Source organism: Kitasatospora sp. NPDC029367, assembly GCF_055569135.1.
The window spans coordinates 1-22,747 of sequence record NZ_JBVHYH010000017.1 but is presented as its reverse complement, the minus strand read 5'-3'; the positions used below and the strand labels follow the sequence as shown (position 1 = coordinate 22,747).

19 protein-coding genes and 1 pseudogene are annotated in these 22,747 nt (G+C 72.2%); 10 read left to right on the top strand and 10 right to left on the bottom strand.

Going from position 1 to position 22,747, the window contains the following annotated elements:
• Positions 1-24: 24 nt before the first annotated feature.
• From qcrB to ACZ4W5_RS12075, 3 genes are all read right to left on the bottom strand, one after another.
• Positions 25-1,638, bottom strand: a complete 1,614-nt coding sequence (qcrB, locus tag ACZ4W5_RS12085) for a cytochrome bc1 complex cytochrome b subunit (RefSeq protein WP_465654069.1) — start codon at positions 1,636-1,638, stop codon at positions 25-27.
• A gap of 240 nt (positions 1,639-1,878) precedes the next feature.
• A complete protein-coding gene (locus ACZ4W5_RS12080; protein ID WP_465654068.1) occupies positions 1,879-3,387 on the bottom strand; it encodes an MFS transporter in 1,509 nt (502 codons plus the stop codon).
• A 195-nt stretch (positions 3,388-3,582) separates the two neighbouring features.
• Positions 3,583-4,263: a TetR/AcrR family transcriptional regulator gene (locus tag ACZ4W5_RS12075; RefSeq protein WP_360237411.1), complete on the bottom strand. Its 681-nt coding sequence runs from the start codon at positions 4,261-4,263 to the stop codon at positions 3,583-3,585.
• A 221-nt stretch (positions 4,264-4,484) separates the two neighbouring features.
• On the opposite strand from ACZ4W5_RS12075, the gene ACZ4W5_RS12070 reads away from it, so the two are divergent.
• Together ACZ4W5_RS12070 and ACZ4W5_RS12065 are read left to right on the top strand one after the other, a co-directional pair.
• Positions 4,485-5,066 (top strand): Uma2 family endonuclease, encoded by a 582-nt coding sequence (locus ACZ4W5_RS12070; RefSeq protein ID WP_465654067.1) that lies wholly within the window; start codon positions 4,485-4,487, stop codon positions 5,064-5,066.
• Between the two features lie 121 nt (positions 5,067-5,187).
• The gene (locus tag ACZ4W5_RS12065) at positions 5,188-5,976 is read left to right on the top strand and encodes a VOC family protein (protein WP_360237415.1); all 789 of its coding nucleotides are present in this window, start codon (positions 5,188-5,190) and stop codon (positions 5,974-5,976) included.
• A 6-nt stretch (positions 5,977-5,982) separates the two neighbouring features.
• Here ACZ4W5_RS12065 and ACZ4W5_RS12060 read toward each other — a convergent pair whose 3' ends face one another.
• Both ACZ4W5_RS12060 and ACZ4W5_RS12055 read right to left on the bottom strand, forming a co-directional pair.
• Entirely contained in the window at positions 5,983-6,561 is a 579-nt protein-coding gene (locus ACZ4W5_RS12060; RefSeq protein ID WP_465654066.1) for a hemerythrin domain-containing protein, read from the bottom strand.
• A 123-nt stretch (positions 6,562-6,684) separates the two neighbouring features.
• Complete coding sequence (locus ACZ4W5_RS12055) at positions 6,685-7,281, bottom strand: TIGR03086 family metal-binding protein (protein WP_465654065.1); 597 nt, start codon at positions 7,279-7,281, stop codon at positions 6,685-6,687.
• A gap of 192 nt (positions 7,282-7,473) precedes the next feature.
• Here ACZ4W5_RS12055 and ACZ4W5_RS12050 point away from each other — a divergent pair, with 192 nt between their 5' ends.
• Positions 7,474-8,064: a DoxX family protein gene (locus ACZ4W5_RS12050; protein WP_360237421.1), complete on the top strand. Its 591-nt coding sequence runs from the start codon at positions 7,474-7,476 to the stop codon at positions 8,062-8,064.
• Positions 8,065-8,190: 126 nt separating this feature from the next.
• Here ACZ4W5_RS12050 and ACZ4W5_RS12045 read toward each other — a convergent pair whose 3' ends face one another.
• On the bottom strand, positions 8,191-9,042 hold the full coding sequence (locus ACZ4W5_RS12045) for a PP2C family protein-serine/threonine phosphatase (protein WP_465654064.1): 852 nt from the start codon (positions 9,040-9,042) through the stop codon (positions 8,191-8,193).
• 146 nt (positions 9,043-9,188) lie between these two features.
• Here ACZ4W5_RS12045 and ACZ4W5_RS12040 point away from each other — a divergent pair, with 146 nt between their 5' ends.
• The 4 genes from ACZ4W5_RS12040 (at position 9,189) to ACZ4W5_RS12025 (ending at position 13,029) form a co-directional block, all read left to right on the top strand.
• Complete coding sequence (locus tag ACZ4W5_RS12040; RefSeq protein ID WP_465654063.1) at positions 9,189-10,286, top strand: LLM class flavin-dependent oxidoreductase; 1,098 nt, start codon at positions 9,189-9,191, stop codon at positions 10,284-10,286.
• Positions 10,283-10,912 carry an FMN reductase gene (locus ACZ4W5_RS12035; RefSeq protein ID WP_465654062.1) on the top strand — a complete coding sequence of 210 codons (630 nt, stop codon included), beginning with the start codon at positions 10,283-10,285 and terminating at the stop codon, positions 10,910-10,912. The genes ACZ4W5_RS12040 and ACZ4W5_RS12035 overlap by 4 nt, the downstream gene beginning before the upstream one ends.
• Positions 10,913-11,154: 242 nt before the next feature.
• Entirely contained in the window at positions 11,155-12,153 is a 999-nt protein-coding gene (locus ACZ4W5_RS12030; protein WP_360237429.1) for a Dyp-type peroxidase, read from the top strand.
• A 78-nt stretch (positions 12,154-12,231) separates the two neighbouring features.
• The gene (locus ACZ4W5_RS12025) at positions 12,232-13,029 is read left to right on the top strand and encodes a family 1 encapsulin nanocompartment shell protein (RefSeq protein ID WP_402483284.1); all 798 of its coding nucleotides are present in this window, start codon (positions 12,232-12,234) and stop codon (positions 13,027-13,029) included.
• A gap of 169 nt (positions 13,030-13,198) precedes the next feature.
• Here ACZ4W5_RS12025 and ACZ4W5_RS12020 read toward each other — a convergent pair whose 3' ends face one another.
• Complete coding sequence (locus ACZ4W5_RS12020) at positions 13,199-16,027, bottom strand: AfsR/SARP family transcriptional regulator (RefSeq protein ID WP_465654131.1); 2,829 nt, start codon at positions 16,025-16,027, stop codon at positions 13,199-13,201.
• 45 nt (positions 16,028-16,072) lie between these two features.
• Positions 16,073-16,288 (bottom strand): annotated as a pseudogene (locus tag ACZ4W5_RS12015) (AfsR/SARP family transcriptional regulator); the annotation flags it as partial.
• 213 nt (positions 16,289-16,501) lie between these two features.
• Here ACZ4W5_RS12015 and ACZ4W5_RS12010 point away from each other — a divergent pair.
• Positions 16,502-18,667 (top strand): tetratricopeptide repeat protein, encoded by a 2,166-nt coding sequence (locus ACZ4W5_RS12010; RefSeq protein ID WP_465654061.1) that lies wholly within the window; start codon positions 16,502-16,504, stop codon positions 18,665-18,667.
• Here ACZ4W5_RS12010 and ACZ4W5_RS12005 read toward each other — a convergent pair.
• Together ACZ4W5_RS12005 and ACZ4W5_RS12000 are read right to left on the bottom strand one after the other, a co-directional pair.
• A complete protein-coding gene (locus ACZ4W5_RS12005) occupies positions 18,624-19,190 on the bottom strand; it encodes a hypothetical protein (RefSeq protein ID WP_465654060.1) in 567 nt (188 codons plus the stop codon). The genes ACZ4W5_RS12010 and ACZ4W5_RS12005 overlap by 44 nt on opposite strands.
• The gene (locus tag ACZ4W5_RS12000; protein WP_465654059.1) at positions 19,187-20,455 is read right to left on the bottom strand and encodes a hypothetical protein; all 1,269 of its coding nucleotides are present in this window, start codon (positions 20,453-20,455) and stop codon (positions 19,187-19,189) included. The genes ACZ4W5_RS12005 and ACZ4W5_RS12000 overlap by 4 nt, the downstream gene beginning before the upstream one ends.
• A gap of 372 nt (positions 20,456-20,827) precedes the next feature.
• On the opposite strand from ACZ4W5_RS12000, the gene ACZ4W5_RS11995 reads away from it, so the two are divergent.
• Both ACZ4W5_RS11995 and ACZ4W5_RS11990 read left to right on the top strand, forming a co-directional pair.
• Positions 20,828-21,613, top strand: coding sequence for an electron transfer flavoprotein subunit beta/FixA family protein (locus tag ACZ4W5_RS11995; protein ID WP_387713836.1), 786 nt, complete (start codon positions 20,828-20,830; stop codon positions 21,611-21,613).
• A gap of 66 nt (positions 21,614-21,679) precedes the next feature.
• A complete protein-coding gene (locus ACZ4W5_RS11990; protein WP_402483292.1) occupies positions 21,680-22,642 on the top strand; it encodes an electron transfer flavoprotein subunit alpha/FixB family protein in 963 nt (320 codons plus the stop codon).
• The last annotated feature ends 105 nt before the right edge of the window (positions 22,643-22,747 follow it).

Genomic DNA, 22,747 nt, shown 5'->3' with positions numbered 1-22,747 from the left:
CCTCCCTCGCACAGGGGGGCGGGGTCAGTGGTGACCGTGGCCCTCGGTGATCTCGCGGTACTCCTCGACGCCGGGCTTCTCGACCCGGGCGTGCTCGCCGTGGAACCCGCGGGACAGCCGCACGCGGGTGCGGGTGAGCGCGCCCGCGGGCCGGGCCACTCCATTCTCGTCGACCGCGGGCGGCAGTTCGAGGGGGCGGGGCTGCTCGTGCGAGGTGAGCCGGTGCAGTTCGGCGGGCGCGAGCCCGGCGTGCACCTCGGTGAACTCGCCGTGCGGCAGCCTCTTGATGACGCCGGTCTCCCGCCCGTGCAGCACCTTCTCGCGGTCCCGCCGTTGCAGGCCCAGGCACCAGCGCTTGGTCACGACGAAGACGAGGACCGGGACGACGAAGAAGCCGATCCGCACCGCGTAGGTGATGGAGTTGAGCGACAGGTGCAGATGGGTGGCGATGAGGTCGTTGCCGCCGCCCGCGAGCATCACCAGGTAGACGCTGATCCAGGCCGCGCCGAGGGCGGTGCGGACCGGTGCGTTGCGCGGCCGGTCGAGCAGGTGGTGCTCCCGGGCGTCGTTCGTCACCCAGCTCTCGACGAACGGGTAGACCGCGATCGCGCCGAGGATCACCGGGAACAGCGTGAACGGGATCAGCACCCCGAGGTTGAGGGTGTGCCCCCACAGGCCGATCTCCCAGCCCGGCATCACCCGGATCAGGCCCTCGGCGAAGCCCATGTACCAGTCGGGCTGGGCGTCGGTGGAGACCTGGTCGGGCCGGTACGGGCCGTACGCCCAGATCGGGTTGACCGTGGCGATCGCGGCCATCAGCGCGACGATCCCGAAGACCAGGAAGAAGAAGCCGCCGGCCTTCGCCATGTAGACCGGCATCAGCGGCATGCCGACGACGTTGTTCTCGGTCCTGCCGGGGCCCGCCCACTGGGTGTGCTTGTGGTAGAAGACCAGGATCAGGTGCGCGACCAGCAGGCCGAGCATGATGCCCGGGATCAGCAGGACGTGGATGGTGAAGAACCTCGGGATGATGTCGTGCCCGGGGAACTCCCCGCCGAACAGGAACATCTGGATGTAGGTGCCGACCAGCGGCACGGCCAGCACCACGCCCTCGATGAACCGGATCCCGGTGCCGGAGAGCAGGTCGTCCGGGAGCGAGTAGCCGAAGAAGCCGTCCAGCATGCCGAGGAACAGCAGCAGGAAGCCGAAGACCCAGTTGATCTCGCGCGGCTTGCGGAACGCGCCGGTGAAGAACACCCGCATCATGTGCACGAACATGGCCGCGACGAAGACGATCGCCGCCCAGTGGTGGATCTGCCGGATCAGCAGCCCGCCGCGGACCTCGAAGCTGATGTCCACGGTGGAGGCGTAGGCCTCGGACATCGGGACGCCCTTGAGCGGGACGAACGAGCCGCTGTAGACCACCTCGCCCATGCTCGGCTTGAAGAACAGGGTCAGCCAGACACCGGTCAGGATGATGATCAGGAAGGTGTAGAGGCAGATCTCGCCCAGCATGAAGGACCAGTGGTCCGGGAAGATCTTGCGCAGGTTGGCCCTGGCGAGGGAGTAGATCCCCAGCCGGCCGTCCGCCCAGTCGGCGGCCCGCTGCCCCCGCCCTGGGTTCTGATTCCGGGTCATGTGCACGCACCTCAGTCCGAAGGAAACGGGGATCAGTCCCCGATTCGCACTGAGGTCACAATAATCGGGGACTGATCCCCACTTCTACCCGGGGCCCGTTCCGTCGCGGCTCACCGATGACGGACGGCCTGCCCGGAAGCGACGGGCGACCCGGAAACGGCGAGCGGCCCGCCCGGTGTCGTGGAAGACACCGAACGGGCCGCATGCGCACCCGAGTCACCCCGTGGGGTCCCGCGAGGGTCAGTGCACCAGCACCGGCACCTCGTCGCTCTTCGCCGCACCCGAGTCCGCACCCGCGGCGCCGGGCTGGCCGGCGTTGATCAGGGTGAAGGCGACGGTGGCGGCCGCCACCAGGATCCCGAAGGACACCCAGATCGCGGTCGAGAAGCCGTGCACCATGCCCTGGAGCTGCACCGCCTTGTCCGCCGCGGCGGCGTGGTGCGAGGTCAGCCAGCTGGTGGTGGCGCTGGCCGCGATGGTGTTCAGCAGCGCGGTGCCGATGGCGCCGCCGACCTGCTGCGAGGTGTTGACCATGGCCGAGGCCACGCCCGCGTCACGCGGCTGGACGCCGTGGGTCGCGAGGCTCATCGCCGGCATGAAGGCGGTGCCCATGCCCAGGCCCATCAGGACCAGGCCGGGCAGGATCAGCGCCGGGTACGAGGTGTCCAGGCCGATGTGGGTCAGCAGGAACATGCCGACCGAGGCGGTCAGGAAGCCCGGTGCCATCAGGTAGCGCGCCGGGACGCGGGTCATCAGCCGGGCGCCGATCTGGGTCGAGCCGGTGATCATGCCCGCCACCATCGGCAGGAAGGCGACGCCGGTCAGCACCGGGCTGTAGCCGCGCACGACCTGCAGGTAGTAGGTCAGGAAGAGGAACAGGCCGAACATGCCGATCACGGCCATGCCCAGGGACAGGTACACCCCGCCGCGGTTGCGGTTCAGCACCACGCGCAGCGGCAGCAGCGGGGCGGCCACGGAGCGCTCCACGAGCACGAAGGCGCCCAGCAGGACGACGGCCGCGGCGAACAGCGCCATGGTGCTGCCGGCCGTCCAGCCGCTGGACTCGGCGCGGGTGAAGCCGTACACCAGCGAGACCAGGCCGGTGGTCACCAGCACCACACCGGGGATGTCCAGCTTGTTGCGGTTGCGGCCGCCGGCCGGCTCGCGGATCACCATGACGGCGCCGGCGATGGCCACGATGGCGAAGGGGATGTTGACGAAGAAGGTCCAGCGCCAGTTCAGGTACTCGGTCAGCGCGCCGCCGAGGATCAGACCGATGGCGCCACCGCCACCGGCGATCGCCCCGTAGATGCCGAACGCCTTGGCGCGCTCCTTGGCCTCGGTGAAGGTCACGGCGAGCAGGGACAGCGCGGCCGGCGCGAGCAGGGCGCCGAACACGCCCTGGAGGGCACGGGCGCCGAGCAGCATCGCGGTGTTGGCCGCGGCGCCGCCGAGCGCGGAGGCGAGGGCGAAGCCGGTGAGGCCGACGATGAACGTCCGCCGGCGGCCCCAGAGGTCCGCGATCCGGCCGCCGAACAGCAGCAGGCCGCCGAAGGCCAGCGCGTAGGCGGTGATCACCCACTGGCGGTTGCCGTCGGATATGCCCAGGTCGGTCTGGGCGGACGGCAGGGCGATGTTCACGATGGTGGCGTCGAGGACGACCATCAGCTGGGCGAGGCCGATGAAGATCAGCGCCTTCCAGCGCCTGGGATCGGGGATCGTCGCCTGTGCGGCGTCGGTCTGAGACATGGGGGTACCCATTTCACGGTGCGTGGTGTGCGAGAACGGTCAACTGCCGTACGGGAACGGCAGGTTGCCGTACGGGTGCGAGGGCGCGCGGAGGCGCCCGGAGACGACTCCGGTCAGTCGCGCGGAAGGTGGGGCGCGAGTGGGTCGGATCGGACTCGGATCAGGATCGGATCAGTGGTGGGTCCAGGTGGTCGGTCAGTGCCGAGGGCGGAAGTCCTCGAAGGTCGCGGCCCGGCCGGGCAGCGTCGAGCGGGCCGGCGCGCGCAGGCCGTCCAGGAACAGCTGCAGGTGGCGGTGGACGAACTCGTCGAGCAGTTGGCAGGAGGTGCCCGGCAGCGGCCGGGTCAGCTGACTCATCGCGACGAACAGGTCCCCGTGGTCGACGTCCGGCCGGAGTTCGCCGGTGGCCCGGGCGCGCTCCATCAGTCCGCTCACGGCGGACCGCAGGCGCTCCCGCGTCTCGGTCAACTCCGGGTCGTCCGGATCGACGGTACTGGTGAAGACGGCGCAGAGCCCGCCGACCTTCTCCGCCACGGTCGCGTGCACGAACCGCTGCAGAGCGTCGAACGGACCGCCGCCCACTCCCGCGTCCGCCTCGGCCGTCGCCGTCTCGGCGAGGGCCAGGATGCGGTTCTTGACGAGCAGCGCCACTTCCTGGATCAGCGCCGTGCGGTCCGGGAAGTTCCGGTACAGCGTGGCATTGCCGACCCCCGCCCGCTTCGCGATCTCGTCCAGCGGCACCTCGGCACCGTGCTCGACGAACGCGTCCCGGGCCGCCAGCACGATCCGCTCCCGGTTCCGGCTCGCGTCCGCACGCAACTTCGGCGTGCGCACACTCCCCGTGGAACGGGCCGGCTCTGCGGCGACGGTGGTCATGGCGACTGCTCCTCCAGGATACCGGGGAAGTTCTCCCCGCTTTCTCCAACGTACTCGGAAACGGGGAATCCGTCCCCGCAATTTCCTCCCGTGCTGTGACCTGCGTCACATCCATGTGTGGATGGGATGCGGTCGGCTGTCGTCAAAACCGGGCGCCCGCGTATCCACTCGCCGGTGCGCTCGTTGCACCCGGCGGGTGCCCAGGCGAAGGAGCAGAGCCCGTGACCGCGATCTCCGAACGCCCCCAGATGCTGCCCGAGCAGTTCGAGGAGTTCGTCCGCCGACTGGGCCGGACCGTCGAAGGCATCCGGCCGGAGTTCATCAACGGGAAGCTGGGGGTCAAGCCCGTGCCGGACGGAGACCACGGCCTGATCATCGAGTGGCTGATGCGGATCTGCATCCAGTCGCGTCCTGAGTTGTGGCTGTACGACCAGGGGTTGAAGGTCGAGACCTGCCGCGGCGGCCACGCGCACCCCGACGGCACGCTCGCACCGAGCGGCACGTTCGGCAGTCAGGGGGAGTGGGCGAATGCCGATGGCGTCCTGATGGTTGTCGAGGTCACCTCCTACGACTCCGACACGGACCGCCGTGACCGCGTCGAGAAGCCCCGCGCGTACGCCGAGACCGGGATCCCCGTCTACCTGTTGATCGACCGCGATTCCGCCGAAGTCGTCGTCCACAGCCAGCCGGACGGCGTCCGCTACGAGACCGTCCAGACCCTCCCCTTCGGCAGGAGCGTCCGCCTGCCCGACCCGGTCGGCATCACGCTGGACACCGAGCCGCTCAAGAACTGGGTCCGCTGAGCCCGGCCGTGCCTTCCCGGACGGGCTACCCCGGCCGCCGTAGGGTGTGGGCGTCCCGGGCGGCCGGTGGGCCGCGGGAGTCGGGAGGGGCCCGGCGGCCGGGTCGGCGAGGAGGTCCGCGATGGGCAGCGAGGAGACGACCGCGAAGGTGCGCTGCGTGGCGGCCGTTCCGTGCTGGGTGAGCCTGATGGCCCGGGACCTGGAGAGTGCCACGGGGTTCTACGGTCCGCTGCTGGGTTGGGAGTTCGAGCCCGGGCCGGAGCGCTTCGGCCCGTACGTACACGCGGTGACCGGCGGGGAGGCGGTGGCCGGGCTGGGGGTGGCGGGCCTCGGGGCGGTGCCGGTCTCCTGGACCAGCTACTTCGGGACGGAGAGCGCCGACGCCGCCGCCGACGCGGTGCGCGAGCGCGGCGCGACCCTGGCGGTCGGCCCGCTGGCCTTCGACGCCGGGCGGGTGGCCTTCGCGGCGGACCCGGCCGGGGCGGTGTTCGGCATCTGGGAGGGCCCGCTGGGTCGGGCCCGGAGGCTGAACCTGCCGGGTGCGCCGGTCTGGATCGAGCTGCGCACCCCGGACCCGTTCGCGGCGGCGCTGTTCTACGGCGAGGTGTTCCGCTGGGACGGCCGGGACCCGGAGCGCTTCGAGGTCCGCTGGGAGCACGACCGGGTGGTGCTGCGCGCGGAGGGGCACAGCGTCGCGGCGCTGGCCAAGGAGCAGGCGGAGGGCCCGGCCGGCCCGCCGCCGCACTGGGAGGTCTCCTTCGCCGTCCCCGACACCGACCGGGCGGTGGCGCGGGCCGTGGAGCTGGGCGGGGCGGGGATCGGCCCGGTCTTCGACTCCCCGTACGGCCGGGTGGCCCGGCTGCGGGACCGTGAGGGCGCCCGCTTCGCGGTGATCAGCCCGAAGAGCTGAGCGGCCTCAGCCCGAGGGGCCGGTGCCCGAAGGCTCGGCGCCTGCCGGTTCGGTGCCTGCCGGTTCGGTGCCCGAGGGGCCGGTGCCCGAAGGCTCGGCGCCTGCCGGTTGGGTGCCTGCCGGTTCGGTGCCTGCCGACTCGGTGTCCGCCCGCTGCGCCCGGAGCCGTTCGCCGAGCGCCGCGCGGGTCGCTGCGGGCAGGGCCTTGCGGGCGGCCGGGAAGACCGTCTTCTCCTCGCCGGTGAGGTGCCGCCGGAGGGTGTCGCCGAGGCCGCGCAGCAGGGTGTCGAAGGCCGGGTCGGCCGGGCCGACTCCTTGCAGGTCGGCGAGGTACTGCCCGATCGCCAGGTGGTCGTGGATGCTGCTGAACACCAGGGCGCCGCCCTCGGGCACGTCGTGCTGGACGAGCGGGAAGAGGTGCTCCTCCTCGGCGGCGCAGTGGCTGAACAGCAGATCGGTCAGTCTGGTGACCAGCTCGCCGCGCTCGGCCGAGCCGGCCGGCGCCGCCTCGGCGCGGTCGAGCAGGTCGGTGGCCGCCTTGTGGTCGGCGGTGAACTCGCCGAGGATGTCCGGCCTGCGGCTCATGGCGTGCCCGCCTCTCGTCCGGGATCAGGACTCGCCCCCCGTACTGTCCAGTATCCGGCGCCGCCGCGTGGAACCTCCGGTCCGGCTGCCGCCGGGCTCGGGTTCCGTACGGAAAGTCCCTGCTCAGCCGCCGTCCCGCCGTCCGGTGAGGGCCAGCAGCCGGGTCTGCGGGGTGGCGTCCGCGGGCACCGGCAGCGGCGGGTCGAACAGTCCGCTGCCGGAGAGGTCGCCGTAGCCGCCGATCTCGCCGAGCGCGAAGTCCACCAGGTCGGCCGGGAGCCGGGTGCGGGTGCCGATGGCCTCGGCGAGGTCCCAGGCGTGGACGACCAGGTCGGCGGTGAGCTGGTCCAGGTAGTACTGCCCGGAGACATCCGCGAAGGAGAGGTGGACGGTGAGTTCGGTGGCGCCGGGCACCTCCCAGGCCTGCCGGGCGGCTTCGGCGGCGGAGCTCCAGGCGGCGACCGGATCGTCGCCGAGCACGTCGCCGTCGTAGCGGCCGCCGACCTCGGCGATGGTGGCGCCCATCAGCAGGTCGGGCACCCAGAGCTGTTCGGCGGTGAGGTGGTTGACCAGGTCCCGCACCGTCCAGTCGGCGCACGGGGTGGGGGAGTCCCACTGGCCGGGGGCGACCAGCCGGACCCGCTCGTCGAAGGCGGCGAGTGCCTCGGGGTAGGGCGTGCCGGACCGGCTGGCCGGCTGGTGTTGCCTGCGGTGAGCCATGTCTCCACCCTGCCCCGGCCCCGGTGGGGTTCGCGAGTCGTCCATGCACCGTCAGTTGTTCAAATTCGAACTCCACGGTACGGTCGGAGAGCGGCCGGTTCAAGTTTCAACTAGAGGCGCGGCGTGTCCCGCCCCGCCCGGCCGCATCACCACACGCACCCCTACGACCGACCCCGATCGATGGAGACGCGCATGCCGAGCAGCAGCCCGAGCACGACCGCCGCCACCAGTCCCACCGGCCCGACCGGCCTCGCCGCCCGCTTCGCGCGGGACGGCTCCGGGTCCGCGACGACCTCCCCGCACGCCTACGACGCCGGACTCCTGCTCCTGCGCCTGGTGCTCGGCCTGACCATGGCCGCGCACGGCAGCCAGAAGCTGTTCGGCTGGTTCGGGGGCGGCGGGATCGACGGCACCGGTCAGTTCTTCACCATGAGCGGCTACCCGGCCGGCAACGCCATGGCCGTGGTGGCCGGCCTGACCGAGGTCCTGGGCGGACTCGGCCTCGCCGTCGGCCTGTTGACCCCGCTGGCGGGCGCCGCGATCGTCGGCACGATGGTCAATGCGATCGCCGTCACCTGGGGCGGCGGCTTCTTCGCCCCGAAGGGCAGCGAGTACGAGCTGCTGCTGACGGCGGGCGCCGCCGCCCTGGCGCTGACCGGCCCGGGCCGCTACGCGGTGGACCGCTTCCTGCCGGTGCTGAAGGCGCACCGCCTGGCGTACGGCGTGGCCGCCGTGCTGGTCGGCCTGGCGACGGCCGGGGTGATCCTGCTGCTGCGCAAGTAGCAGGGCGGTGCCGCCCTTCGGCGGCTCAACTCGCTTGCCGGGACGCCGTACTGATGGGCCGTCAGTACGGCGTTCCGGCGTCCCGCGTTCCGGCGCTCCGGCGTTCCGAGGTGGTGCCGCGCGCGATCACTCGCCGATCCGCACCAGTGCCAGGGTGATGTTGTCCGGGCCGCCCGCCTCGACGGCCGCCTTCCACAGCTCGAAGGCGGCCCTGCCGTCGGCCCGGTCGGAGGGCCCGTCCGCGCGGGCGAGCAGTCCGGCGAGCTCCTCCTCGGGCACCGGGTCGGTCAGGCCGTCGCTGCACACCAGGTAGCGGTCGCCGGCGGCGAGCGGCGCGACCCGTACGTGCGGTTCGACGAAGGTGAGCCCGAGCGAGCCGCCCAGGGTCTGGGTGACCAGCGGGGTGGTGCGCCGGCCGGGTGGCAGCGGCGGGCTGTCGTCCACGCTGACCCGCTCCAGCCTCACCGGTGCCGAGCTGCCCTGGGCCGGGTCCGGCCGTCCCCGTGCTGACCGCTCCTGCGCCGACGGCTCGGTGGGCGGCGGCTCCGGGCCGTCACTGCTGATCCGGTAGACCCGGCTGTCGCCCACGTTGAAGACCACGGCCCGGTCGGGCAGCAGCACCAGCCCCGCGACCGTGGTCCCCATCGCGGCCAGCTCCGGCTCCCCGGCGGCGGCCGCGTAGACCGCCCGGTTGCACTCCTGGAGCTCCTCCCGGACGGCCTCCTCGCCGTCCAGTCCACCCCCGGCGGCGGCGAGCCGCCGGGCGACCAGGGCGCTGGCCACCTCGCCGCCGGGGTGGCCGCCGAGGCCGTCGGTCACGGCGACCACGCAGGGCGGGCCGAGCGGGAAGAGCAGGGTCTGCGGATTGGTGGTCACGGTGGCGCAGAGCGTCCACGGGCCGACCGTGAGGCTGTCCTCGTTGTGCTCCCGCACCAGGCCCTCGTGGCTCAGTGCGCTCACCGCGATGTACGGCGCCATCGGTTCGCCGTCCTTCCGCGGGCTCCGGCCGTTGCCGGGGCCCGCCTTCCATTGTCGGCGGGAACCGCGGGAATAACGATCCGCAGCCGCGTGCTAGGGTGGTTGAAAGTTGAACGACTTGGACCTCCTGGAGTGTGGTGAGCAGCATGCAGTTCGGAATCTTCACCGTCGGCGACGTCACCCCCGACCCGACCACCGGCCGCACCCCCAGCGAGCACGAGCGGATCAAGGCGATGGTGGCCATCGCGCGCAAGGCGGAGGAGGTCGGCCTGGACGTCTTCGCGACCGGCGAGCACCACAACCCGCCGTTCGTCCCGTCCTCGCCGACGACCATGCTCGGCTACGTCGCCGCGCAGACGGACCGCATCATCCTCTCGACCTCGACCACGCTGATCACCACCAACGACCCGGTGAAGATCGCCGAGGACTTCGCGATGCTCCAGCACCTCGCCGACGGCCGGGTGGACCTCATGATGGGCCGCGGCAACACCGGCCCGGTATACCCGTGGTTCGGCAAGGACATCCGCCAGGGCATCCCGCTCGCGATCGAGAACTACGCGCTGCTGCACCAGCTGTGGCGCGAGGAGGTCGTCGACTGGCAGGGCCGCTTCCGCACCCCGCTGCAGTCCTTCACCTCCACCCCGCGCCCGCTGGACGACGTCCCGCCGTTCGTCTGGCACGGTTCGATCCGCAGCCCGGAGATCGCCGAGCAGGCCGCCTACTACGGCGACGGCTTCTTCGCGAACAACATCTTCTGGCCCAAGGAGCACTTCCAGAAGCTGATCGACCTCTACCGCGAGCGCTACGCCCACTACGGGCACGGCACCCCCGAGCAGGCGGTGGTCGGGCTCGGCGGCCAGGTGTTCATGCGGAGGAACTCCCAGGACGCGGTGCGCGAGTTCCGCCCGTACTTCGACAACGCGCCGGTGTACGGGCACGGGCCCTCGCTGGAGGAGTTCACCGAGCAGACCCCGCTGACCGTGGGCAGCCCGCAGGAGGTCATCGAGAAGACGCTGACCTTCCGCGAGACCTTCGGCGACTACCAGCGCCAGCTGTTCCTGATGGACCACGCCGGCCTGCCGCTCAAGACCGTGCTGGAGCAGCTGGACCTGCTGGGCGAGGAGGTCGTGCCGGTGCTGCGCGAGGAGTTCGCCAAGGGCCGCCCGGCCCAGGTCCCGGACGGGCCGACCCACGCCGCTCTGGTCGCGGCCCGGGACGAGCAGACCGTGGAGGTGGCCAAGTGACCGCACTCAAGGTGGCCGTGGTGAGCGCCGGCCTCAGCAAGCCGTCCTCGACGCGGCTGCTGGCCGACCGGCTCGCCGAGTCGACCGTGCGCCGGCTCGGGCTGGAGGGGCGGGAGGCCGAGGTCACCGTGGTCGAGCTGCGGGACCTCGCCGTGGACATCGCCAACAACTTCGTCACCGGCTTCCCGGCCGCCGCGCTGCGCGGGGCGATCGGGACGGTGACGGGGGCGGACGCGGTGATCGCGGTGACGCCGATCTTCACCGCCTCCTACAGCGGCCTGTTCAAGTCCTTCTTCGACCTGATCGACCACGACGCGCTCACCGGCAAGCCGGTGCTGATCGCCGCCACCGGCGGCACGCCGCGGCACTCGCTCGCCCTGGAGCACGCCGTCCGGCCGCTGTTCAGCTATCTGCGCGCGGTGGTGCTGCCGACCGCCGTGTACGCGGCCACCGACGACTGGGGCACGGCGGGCGACCCACTCACCGACGGCCTGCCGGGCCGGATCGACCGCGCGGCGGGCGAGCTGGCGGCCCTGCTGGCCGGGCGGGCCCCGGCAGCGGAGGCGGCGGCGGTGCCGGAGCAGGTGGTCCCGTTCGCCGAGCAGCTGGCGGCGCTGCGGGTCTGAGGGGCGCGGGCAGGCGGAGGGGCGGGTGCGCGACCGAGCGCCCCGCCCCTTCCCCATGTCCCGCGCCCGGCTGCGCACCGTCCGTCGGCTGCGCGCCGTCCGCCGGGTGGGGCCGTCCGCCGTGCGAGGTCGCCGTCGGGATGATCAGATTGGTACCGATCTGTCACGACCCGTCCACCCCCCGGCCCAGCGAGAGAGCCCGCCGCGAGCCTCCTGCGAACCTCCCGAGGAGGAACCCCGCCGTGCAGCCCGAACCCCAAGCCGTGCTCTCCCCGCTGACCAGTGCGGCGATCTTCCTGGTCCTCACCGTGGAACCCGGCGGCGAGCCCACCGTCCGCGACCTGCTGCCCGACCTCGCCGGACTGCGCCGGGCCGTCGGCTTCCGGGCCCCCGAGGGCAGCCTCACCTGCGTCACCGGCATCGGCTCCGACCTCTGGGACCGGCTCTTCACCGGCCCCCGTCCCGCCGGACTCCACCCCTTCCAGGAGGTGGCCGGCCCCCGCCACCGTGCCCCGGCCACCCCCGGCGACCTGCTGCTGCACCTGCGGGCCGAACGGATGGACCTCTGCTTCGAACTCGCGAGCCGCCTGGTCGACCGGCTCGCCGGGGCGGCCACCGTGGTCGACTCCGTCCAGGGCTTCAAGTACTTCGACGAGCGCGACCTGCTCGGCTTCGTCGACGGCACCGAGAACCCCGAGGGCCGCGCGGCCGAGACCGCCGTCGTGGTGGGGGAGGAGGACCCGGGCTTCGCCGGCGGCAGCTACGTCATCGTCCAGAAGTACCTGCACGACCTCGACAAGTGGAACGCGCTCAGCGTCGAGCAGCAGGAGGGGGCCGTCGGCCGTACCAAGCTCACCGACATCGAGCTGGACGACGACGTCAAACCCGCCGACTCGCACGTCGCCCTCACCGTGATCACCGGCCCGGACGGCGCCGAGCGGAAGATCCTCCGGTTCAACATGCCCTTCGGTTCCTTCGACCGCAGCGGCGAGTTCGGCACCTACTTCATCGGCTACGCGCGCGACCCCGGGGTCACCGAGGAGATGCTGCGCAACATGTTCCTCGGCCGCCCGCCCGGCACCACCGACCGGCTGCTCGACTTCTCCACCGCCGTCACCGGTTCGCTGTTCTTCGTCCCGACCGCCGACCTCCTGGACTCTCCGCCCCCGGCCGCCCCGCCCCCACCCCTGGCCCACCCGGACGGCTCCCTCGGCATCGGCAGCCTCAAACCGACCTCCTGAACAGCCGCCGCCCGCACCGGCCACCCGCCCGAACCCGCCGCCTCCTGAACAGCCGACCTCCTGAACAGGACCCGCACCATGAGCAACCTGCACCGAGAACTCGCCCCCGTCTCCGCCGCCGCCTGGGAGGAGATCGAGGAGGAGGCCCGGCAGACCTTCAAACTGCACATCGCCGGCCGCCGCGTGGTCGACCTCAACGGCCCCGACGGCCCCACCCTCGCCGCCGTCGGCACCGGCCACCTCACCACCATCGACCCACCCCTCGACGGCGTCCAGGCCCACGCCCGCACCAGCCGCCCGGTGGTCGAGCTCCGCGTCCCCTTCACTGTCAGCCGATCCGCCGTCGACGACGTGGAACGCGGCTCCCGCGACTCCGACTGGCAACCCGTCAAGGACGCCGCCCGCACCCTCGCCCGCGCCGAGGACCGCACCGTCTTCGACGGCTACCCCGCCGCCCACATCGAGGGCATCCGCGCCGACTCCACCAACCCGCCGGTCCAACTCCCCCCGGACGTCCGCGAATACCCCGAGGCGGTCAGCCAGGCCCTCACCGCCCTCCGCCTCGCCGGCGTCGGCGGGCCCTACTCGCTCCTGCTCGGAGCCGAGGCGTACACCGCGGTGAACGAGATCACGGACCACGGCCATCCCGTCCACAACCACCTGGCCCGGCTGCTCGACGGGGACATCATCTGGGCCCCCGCGATCGAAGGGGCCTTCTTGCTCTCCACCCGGGGAGGCGATTTCGAACTCTTCCTCGGGCAGGACGTTTCCGTCGGCTACCTCTCCCACGACGCTGACTCGGTACGGCTCTATCTGCAGGAGTCGTTGACTTTCAGCGTCTACACGGGAGAGGCAGCCGTCGCCCTACATGCCTAGCACCACAACGGCATGGAAGCGGCGATCATGAAGATGTGCATGAACATGTTCATCGTGCTTCGTGGCTCTCTGCCTGGAATCCGGGCGGCGCAAGATCGCCGGTCGGGGCAGATGATAGGCCAAACGCCATTGCTCCTGTCAAACGGTTGGCCGATGTACGAACGAAGTTTCAGGAGTGGAGATTATTTGAAGACTTCGGCTTGAGGTCGGCGAGTGCCGAGCGGGCCAGTGCCGCCTCGTCCGCGATGTCGACCTGCTCGGCCAGATGAATGGCGGCGGTCAGCTGCGCGCGGGCGGCAGTCGTATTCCCGAGTGCCGCCTCACAGCGGCCCAGGCCGCGCAGGGCTGCTGCTTCCTCCCGCGCGGCACCGATGGAGCGGGCCAGCTGGAGTGCTGTCGCGTGCTGGTCCAGGGCTTCCTCGTGTCGACCGGCGCTCGACATGGTCTGACCGAGGCTGTTCAGGCCGTCCGCCTCGTAGCGGACGCTGCCGACCTCGCGAAAGGTGGTCAAGGCAGCCCGGTGGAGCGAAAGGGCGCGGTCGAGTTCGGCGGGAATTCTCAGTGTTCCGGCCAGGTTGACGCGTACCACCGACAGCTCCACCGGTGGCATGAGGCCGTCTCCGATTTCCAGGATCCGCTCGAAGGTGCTGCGTGCCTCCGCATTTCTCCCGGAGCTGGAGTGGAGCTCTCCGAGATTGTTGAGTATGCGGAGCTCGAGAACCCGGTCATTGAAATCCCGGGCACATGGGAGGGCGCTGTCATAGGCGGCCTGCGCCGCTTCCGAATTCCCCACCGAGCGGTGCAGGATTCCTATGTTGGCGAGGCAGCGGGCGGCATTCAGCTGATCCTCCTGCTGGATCCGGATGGCGAGCACCTCCTCCTGCAGTGCGAGCGCCTCGTGGAGTCGGCTCTGGTTCCATCTCAGTCGCCCGAGCAGGCCCAGCGCGTTCGCCGTGGCGTCCGGGTCGCCCTCGCGGCGGGCGAGGGCCAGGCTACGCTCCAGGGCCTCGACTGCGGGGTCGTAGTGGGAGGCGTTCGCGAGTGTCGCCCCCAGGTCGCTCAGCGCCCATGCCTCCTGGAGGTCGTTCGTCTGCGACTGCCACAGGGCGGCCGCGGCGCGGTGCATGTCCTGGGCCTCGCTCCAGTACGCCTCGGCGTCCAGGTGGCCGGCCAGCACGTGGGCGAGCCAGGCGCCGGTCTCCGCGCGGCCGACGCGATGTGCGTGGGCGGCGAGGGCGATGAGCGTGGCGATCTCGGCCTCCAGCCAGGCCCTGGCCGATTCGGCCGAATCCATCGCCATATCCGCCAGGATGGCTTCCAGATCATGAAATTGATGATCAGTCAGCAGCTCGGCTCTCGACCTGCGCGGATAGAGCAGGTGATCCGCCTGGTCGGCCGCACTCAGAGCGAAGCGGAGCAGTCGGTCGACCGACGATTCCCGGAGGTCGTCCTCGACTCCCAGGGCCACTGCGAAATCCCGTAAAAGGTCGTGAAGTTGGTACCTTTCGGGCGTGATCTCGATGAGGAGGTGGCAGTTCAGCAATGCCTCCAGCACCTGGTCGGTTTCGTCCACCGTGCGCCCGAGCAGTGCCGCCGCCGCGTGCACACCGAAGTCCGGTCCCGGATACAGGCCGAGCAGCCGGAAGGCCGATCGCTGGCTCGGCGGAAGGTACTGGTAGGAGACCTCGAAGGCGCGCGCGATGCTGTCCGAGCCGCTGCGGATCTCGGCGAGGCGGCCCCTGCGGGAGAGGCGTCGGGCGAGGTGGTCGAGGGTCCAGGACGGGCGGGCCCGGAGGCGGCTGGCGGCGAGTTCGATGGCGAGCGGGAGGAGGCCGCAGCGGTTGACGATCTCGACCACGCGGTCGCGGTCCGTCGAGCGCTCGGGGCCGACCAGGTCGGTGAACAGGGCGACGGCGTCGTCGACCGGCAGGAGGTCCAGGAAGACCGGCCGGGAGCCGGGGAGTTCGGCGAGTCGTTGGCGGCTGGTGACGATGACCAGGGCGGCCGGCGCGGGTGGCAGCAGCGGGCGGATCTGGGAGGCGTTCGCGGCGTCGTCCAGGACGAGGACGGCCCGGCGGGTGGAGAGGGTCTCGGCGCAGAGGGCGAAGACCTCGTCGGCGTCGAGCGGGATGGTGGTGGCGGGCACGCCGAGGCGTCTGAGCAGCAGGGCGCCGGTGGCCTCCGGGGTGAGTGGCGGTTGGTTGCCGACGTGGGCGCGCAGGTTGAGGTGGACGTAGCCCTCGGGGAAGTGCTCGCGCATCAGGTCGGCGGCGTGCAGGGCGAGGGTGGTCTTGCCGACGCCGGGCATGCCGAGGATCGCGGAGACGGTGACGACCCCTCCCCGAGCGGCGGCGGCGCCGGGCAGGACACGGCGCAGGTCGTCCCGTCTGCCGATCATCCGGTGCCGTCCCGGGGCGCCGGGGGTCGACGCGGCGACCTCGGCAGGGGAGTCGGCGGCCCGGACGAGTTCCGCCCGTCCGGGTGTGCCCGGCAGGGGTTCGCCGTTGAGCATGAGCCGGTGCAGTCGGGTGAGTTCCTCGCCGGGGTCGGTGCCGAGGCGGGTGCGCAGCAGCCGGACGACGGCGGGGTAGACGGCCAGGGCGTCGGCCTGGCGACCGGCCGCGTGGAGTGCGGTCATCAGGTGACCGGCCAGGCGTTCGTCGGTGGGGCGGTCCTCGCGCAGGGCGGTGAGTTCGGGGATCAGTTCGTGGTGGCGGCCGATCCGCAGGTCGAGCTCGATCCGTTGCAGGGTGGTGGCGAAGCGCTGGTCGGCCATGGTGGCGCGGGTGGTGCGGGCCCAGTCGCCGGGCAGACCGGCGAGGGGTTCGCCGCCCCAGAGTTCCTCGGCGCGGCCGAGGACGGTTCTGGCCTGGTGTTCCTGTCCGTTACCGGCGAGCAGTCCGGCTCGTTGGGACAGGTCCAGATATCGGTGCCAGTCGATGAGTTGGGGGTCCGCCCGCAGGGTGTACGTGTGCGATCGGGTGTCGATCGTGGGCACTTCCCCGGGGCTTTCCGTCCCGGCGGCGCGGGCGGCGCGTCTCAGGAGCGCGCGGAGGTGGGAAACGTGGCTGTACAGGCTGGTCAGTGCGCTGGGCGGTGGTTCTTCGTCCCACAGTCGGTGTGCGAGCGACGTATGGGAGAGCGGCCTTCCGAGCTCCATGGCGAGTGCGGCCAGCAACTGCCTCCGTTTGTCGGAGTGGAGTGCCAACGGCTCTCCGTTCACCGACAGTTCAACTGAACCCAGGAGATGGATCCGCATGCGACGCCCCCCGCCGGTTGGCTACCAGCTTGCCGTGTCGCGGGTGAGCATGGCACGCGTCCGGGGCGATCGGCTATACCACGATGGGGTTCGGAAGATGGTCCTTTGGGAATGTTCTCGACTTGACGACAAGTCATCTGCTAGTGCGGAACGGTCAATTCGTCGAAGGCAGGGGGAGCCAGTGACAATTCGGGCCGCGGTGGGGTGCTGCCCGTGACGGGCGCCGACCTGCCCTCAGGGGTCGTGCGCAACTCGCTGACCGGCGGAGGGGTCGGCGGTTCGGTGGTGCAGGCGGGCACGATCAACGGTGGGGTGCATCTGGTCACCCGGCCGCTGTTGCCGACACCGCGCCAACTGCCGCCAGGTCCACGGCGGTTGATCGGGCGGTGTGCCGATCTGGCGGCGCTGGACCAGGTGTTGAGCGAGGACGGCGGCGCGGCGGATGCCACCGTCGTGGTGACCGGACCGGCCGGAGTCGGCAAGACGGCCCTCGCCGCCCAGTGGTTGCGCGGTCTGGCCGGGCGCTTCCCGGACGGCCAGCTGTACGCCGATCTGCGCGGGTACGCGCCGGGTGGGCCCGCCGACCCGGCCGAGGCGCTCGGCGCGTTCCTGCGGGCGTTCGGCATCTCACCGGCGCCCCCCAGTCTGGAGGAGGGCGTGGCCCTGTGGCGCTCGGTGGCGGCCGAGCGGCGGATCTCCGTGCTGCTGGACAACGCCTCGACCGCCGCACAGGTCCGCCCGCTGCTGCCGGGCTCGGACGGCACCGTGGTCGTGGTGACGAGTCGGCGCCGGCTCACCGGGCTGGGGATAGACGGCGCGGTGTTCCGGGGGCTGGAGCCGCTCGCGCCGGAGGCGTCGAAGGAGATCCTCGCCGAGCGGGTCGGTGAGCGCCGGGTGGCGGACGAGAGCGATGCCGCGGCCGAGGTGGTGGATGCCTGTGCCGGGCTGCCGCTGGCGATCTGCCTGGCGGCGGCGCGGATCGCGGCGCGGCCGGCCCAGTCGCTGGCGGCGACCGCCGAGAAGCTGGGCCGCGGCGCGGACCGGCTGGCGGTGCTGGACGTGGAGGGCGAGACGGTGCAGGAGCTGCTGGACGCCTCCTACGGAGTGCTGGAGCCGGCGAGCGCCCGGCTGTACGGACTGCTGGGCCTGCTGCCCTTCGCCGAGTTCACCCTGGAGAACGCCGCCGTCCTCGCGGATCTGGACCTGTCGGGGGCGGACCGGCTGCTGGACGGCCTGATCGACGTGCACCTGCTGGAGGAGAGGGGGCCGGAACGGTTCCGCTTCCACGACCTGGTCCGGCTGCACGCCCGGGCACACGGGGCGGAGGACCGGGGCACCGCGGCCACCGGGGCCGCCTTCGACCGGCTCGTCGACTGGTACCTCGCCTCGACCACGGCCGCCGAGGCGGTGGTCTCGCCGAGCCACCGCACGCTCGCCCGCGACTACCTCACCCGGCCCGTGCACCCGGCCCGCGAGTTCGTGGACGCCACCCGGGCCCTGGAATGGCTGGACGAGGAGCGCGACCGGCTGGCCGACCTCCTGCGCTGGTCCGAGGAGCTGGGCCGGCCCGCCGCCGCCTGGCAACTCGCGGACGCCATGTGGCCGTTGTTCCTGCGGCTGCGTCCGGCCCGGCTGTGGGTGGAGGCGCACCGGATCGGTCTGCGGGGTGCCCGTGCCGTCGGTGACCGCGGCGGCGAGCTGCGGATGCTGACCTCGGGTGGTAACGGCCTGCGGAACGCGGGCGACGCGGAGGAGGCGGCCGACTGGTTCGCCGCAGCCCTCTCCCTGGCCCGGGAGGGGGACCAGCCGCTGGTCCAGGCGAACGCGCTGTACGGGCTGAGCCAGACCCATCGGATGGCGGGTCGGCTGGAGGAGGCGGCCGAGTGCCTGCACCGGGTGGTGGAGCTCAGGGAGGCCCAGGGCCAGCTCCGCGGTTCGGCGCTGGCCCGGCTGGCTCACGGCGAGGTGCTGCTGCTGGCCGACCGGGCGGCCGAGGCGGTGGAGCTCCTGGAGCGCGCGGGCCGTGAGCTGTCCTCGATCGGGGACGACTACGAGGTGGCCCGGGCGAGGGCCTTCCTGGGACTGGCGCACGGCCTGCTTGGTGCGTACGACCACGCCGAGGCCTGCCTGGAATCCGCCCTCACGGGCTTCCGGACCGCGCTGTCGGTGCACTGGGAGGCCCGGACGCTGGAGTTCGCCGGCCAGGTCGAGGAACGGCGCGGCCGCCCGGATGCGGCACGCGCCCGGTTCGAGCAGTCGCGGGCCCGCTACCAGGACGTGGGTGCCGCGGCCGAGGCGGCCCGACTGGCGGACCGCCTCGCCGCGTACGGGCTCGCTACCCCCGTTCCCGAGGGGCGCCCCGGCGGCCCGTCCGGCTGAACCGGGCGCACGGGCCGAACCGGTCCAGCTCGGTCAGCGCCCGACCGGCCGCCAGCCAGGCGTGCGCCAGCGACCCGAGGGCCAGCGGCAGCGCCGGCGCACCGTCGGTGCGGCGCGCCCCGGGTGCGGGGCGCAGGAGGAGCCGCGCCCCGGTCCGGGCGAGCAGCAGCACCGCTCCGCCACGACGTTCGGCGGTGGCGACGGCGCAGCCGGGGTGGGCGGACAGCGCCTCGACGAGACGCGCGCCGATGTCGGCGGCCGGGAGGAGCCCCAGGTGGAGCACGTCGGCCTGCCGCCGCCAGCGCAGGGCGGTCGGTTCGGTGAGGTCGAGTACCAGGTGCTCGTCCTCGAAGCCGGGACGGGGCCGGCCGTCGTGCGGTGCGGCGGGTGGGTCCGCGGTCAGCAGTACGTGGCGGGCGCCGGCGGGGGAGACGACCCGGGCGTCGAACAGGCTCGCCGGGGGCCGACCGGACGGCGGGGCGGCGAGCGGCGCCAGCCGTACGGTGTGCAGGACGGCGGTCATCCGGCCCGCCGGGAGTCCGGCGCGAACGGGGCGTCCAGCGGGTCCGGCAACGGCAGCGTGGCCGGCACCGGGCTGTGCGCGGGCTGGCCGAGTCCGAGCACCCGGTACAGCAGCCGACGGGCGTTGCGGTCGAAGCGGCCGGGTTCGGAGCTGATCCGGTCGGCGATCGCCGCGTAGTCCTCCGGGTGGTACTGCTCCGCGGCGTAGGCGAGCTGGTCGGTGAGCGGGTGTCCGGGGGCGAGCGCGGGCGCGGTCCGGGCGAGTTGGGCGGAGGGCGAGCGCGGGTTGACGTTCCGGTGCGGGTACTCGGCCAGCAGGACGGGGGCGCCGGTCATCGCCCCGTAGAGGGTGACCGAACCGTGGTCGCCGATGACGTAGTCGGCGGCCACCAGCAGCGGCCGCCAGTCCGCCTCCGGCGGGACGACCGAGACGGCTCCGCCCGCGGTGGCCGTCGCCCAGGACCGCACCTGCCAGGGACTGTGCGCCGCCGAGATGTTCGGATGGGTCAGCAGCGCGGTGCGGTAGCCCGACCGGGGCAGCTCGGAGGTCAGCCGGGGCAGGACGGCGTCGAGCCGGGTGAACAGCGAGCCGGCCCCCCAGGTGGAGGAGACCAGGACGAACTTCTCCCCCGGTCGCAGTCCCAGGGCCGCCCGGTAGTGCTCCCGGTGCGGCAGCGCGGCGGCGATCCGGTCGTAGCAGGGGTCGCCGACCACCTCGGCGATCGGTACGGCCTCCGGGCAGCTGCGGCCTAGTTCGTCCAGCTGTTCCCGGTGGGCCAGCGCGAACGAGCTGGGGACGATCCTGCCCTCCCAGCACAGGTGGTCCGGGCCGAGTCCGATGGCCGCCCGCTCGCCGTCCGGTCCGCTGCGCCGGGACAGCTTGATGTTGCCCGCGCCGTGCGGGAGCCGGACGACCGGCCCGTTCAGCTGCTCCATCCCCTGCGAGCCGGCCGCCAGGACGAGGTCGAACTCGCGTCGAACGGCCTGCTCCCAGGGCAGCACGGTGGCGCCCAGGGCGAGCAGGCCCTCGGCCGCGCCGCGGTTGAACACGTGCGGCGCCACCGTGAACTGCACGTGGATCCGCAGGTCGGAGGCGAGCAGGGCGTAGAAGTCGTGCAGTCGCTGGGCGTAGACCACGGTCTGGGCGACGACCAGCACCCGCTTGCGGTCCGGCATGGTCTCCCACGGCCCGTTGCTGCCCCAGGCCGGGCTGTCGTGCGTCCCGTGAGCGGTCGTGATGTCCTGTTCCCCGTGCACCAAGGTCATTCCGTTCCCCCTCCTTGATCGCAGGTCGGGGCCGTCGACGAGCCCCGCCGCCGATGCTCCCCCGGCCGGTTGGTGGATTCATTGACGAGACCTGGCGGGGCCTTGCGGAAACCTTGTGCCCGCTTGCCGCCCCGACGGGCGGCCCCGGACACCGGGTAGGGTACTGAGTGCCTTTACCAGGGGTACTGAGTGCCGTATTCTCTCGGTGGAGCCTCTGATGCCAGTCGCAGACAGCCGACCCGGCATGCCGGTCCAGGTGGCGCTTGCGGCACGTGGGCGGCGGCCGGGCCGGGATTGGCACTCAGTACCCTCGGCCTGACCTGAGGCCATGGATCCAGTGCATCCGTGCACCCGTGACAGGAGAAACCGCTCATGAGCTTGAGGATCGTTGTCTGTGTGAAGTACGTGCCGGATGCGACGGGTGACCGTCGTTTCGCGGACGACCACACCACGGACCGGGAGGGTGTGGACGGCCTCCTGTCGGAGCTGGACGAGTACGGCGTGGAGCAGGCGCTGCGGATCGCCGAGGCGAACGAGGGTGCCGAGGTGACGGTGCTCACGGTGGGTCCGGACGATGCGAAGGACGCGCTGCGCAAGGCGTTGTCGATGGGTGCGGACAAGGCCGTGCACGTGAACGACGACGACATCCACGGTTCGGACGTGATCGGGACGTCGGCGGTGCTGGCGAAGGCGCTGGAGAAGACCGGGTTCGACCTGGTGATCGGTGGCATGGCGTCGACGGACGGCACGATGGGTGTGCTGCCGGCGCTGCTGGCGGAGCGGCTGGGTGTGCCGCAGGTGACGCTGCTGTCCGAGGTGTCGGTCGAGGGCGGTGTGGTGAAGGGCCGTCGGGACGGTGACGCGGCGACCGAGCTGGTCGAGGCGGCGCTGCCGGCGGTGGTCTCGGTGACGGACCAGTCGGGTGAGGCCCGGTACCCGTCGTTCAAGGGGATCATGGCGGCGAAGAAGAAGCCGGTGCAGTCGCTGGACCTGGACGACCTGGGCATCGAGGCGGACGAGGTCGGTCTGGCGGGTTCGTGGACGGCGGTCGACTCGGTGGCGGCGCGTCCGGCGCGGACCGCGGGCACGGTCGTCAAGGACGAGGGCGAGGGCGGCAAGCAGCTCGCCGCGTTCCTGGCCGACCAGAAGTTCATCTAGTCCGCCCCGCCCCGACCCCGATCCGGCTGATCCAGCCGATCCCGCTGAACACGGAGACATAGAGCAATGGCTGAGATTCTCGTCCTGGTGGACCACGCCGACGGTGCGGTCCGCAAGCCCGCCCTGGAGCTGCTGACCCTGGCCCGCCGCATCGGTGAGCCGTCCGCCGTCGTGCTGGGCGCGGGTGCCGCAGCCGCCGACATCGCCGCCAAGGTCGCCGAGTTCGGTGCCGCCAAGGTGTACGTCGCCGACGGCGCCGAGTTCGCCGACCAGCTGGTCGTCCCCAAGGTGGACGCCCTGGCCCAGATCGCCAAGGCCAACGACGTGGCCGCCGTGCTGGTCACCTCCTCCGGCGAGGGCAAGGAGGTCGCCGCCCGCGTGGCGCTGCGCCTCGGCTCCGGCATCATCACCGACGCGGTGGACGTCCGGGCCGGCGAGCAGGGCCCGGTTGCCACCCAGTCGGTGTTCGCCGCCTCGTACACCGTCGACTCCCGGGTGAGCAACGGCGTGCCGGTCATCACCGTGAAGCCGAACGCCGTCGCCCCGGAGGCCGTCGCGGCCGCCGGTGCGGTGGAGAACGTGTCGGTGGAGTTCACCGGCAACGCCGCCAAGGTCACCTCGCGCACCCCGCGGGTCTCCACCGGCCGTCCCGAGCTGACCGAGGCCGCCATCGTGGTCTCCGGCGGCCGCGGCGTCGGTGCCGCCGAGGGCTTCGGCGTGGTCGAGGAGCTCGCGGACGCGCTGGACGCGGCCGTCGGTGCCTCGCGCGCCGCCGTGGACGCCGGCTGGTACCCGCACAGCTCCCAGGTCGGCCAGACCGGCAAGCAGGTCTCGCCCCAGCTGTACGTGGCCAACGGCATCTCGGGCGCCATCCAGCACCGGGCCGGCATGCAGACCTCGAAGACCATCGTGGCCGTCAACAAGGACCCCGAGGCCCCGATCTTCGAGCTCGCCGACTACGGCGTGGTCGGCGACCTCTTCGAGGTGCTGCCGCAGCTCACCGCCGAGGTGAAGTCCCGCAAGGGCTGATCCCCCGCGAGGACCCCGCAACGATCGGAGGGCGGGGGGGGGGGGGGGGAGGGGGGGGGGGGGGGCGCGGGTCTAGGCGCTGAGCCGCCTGTTGTCTCCTCCTCC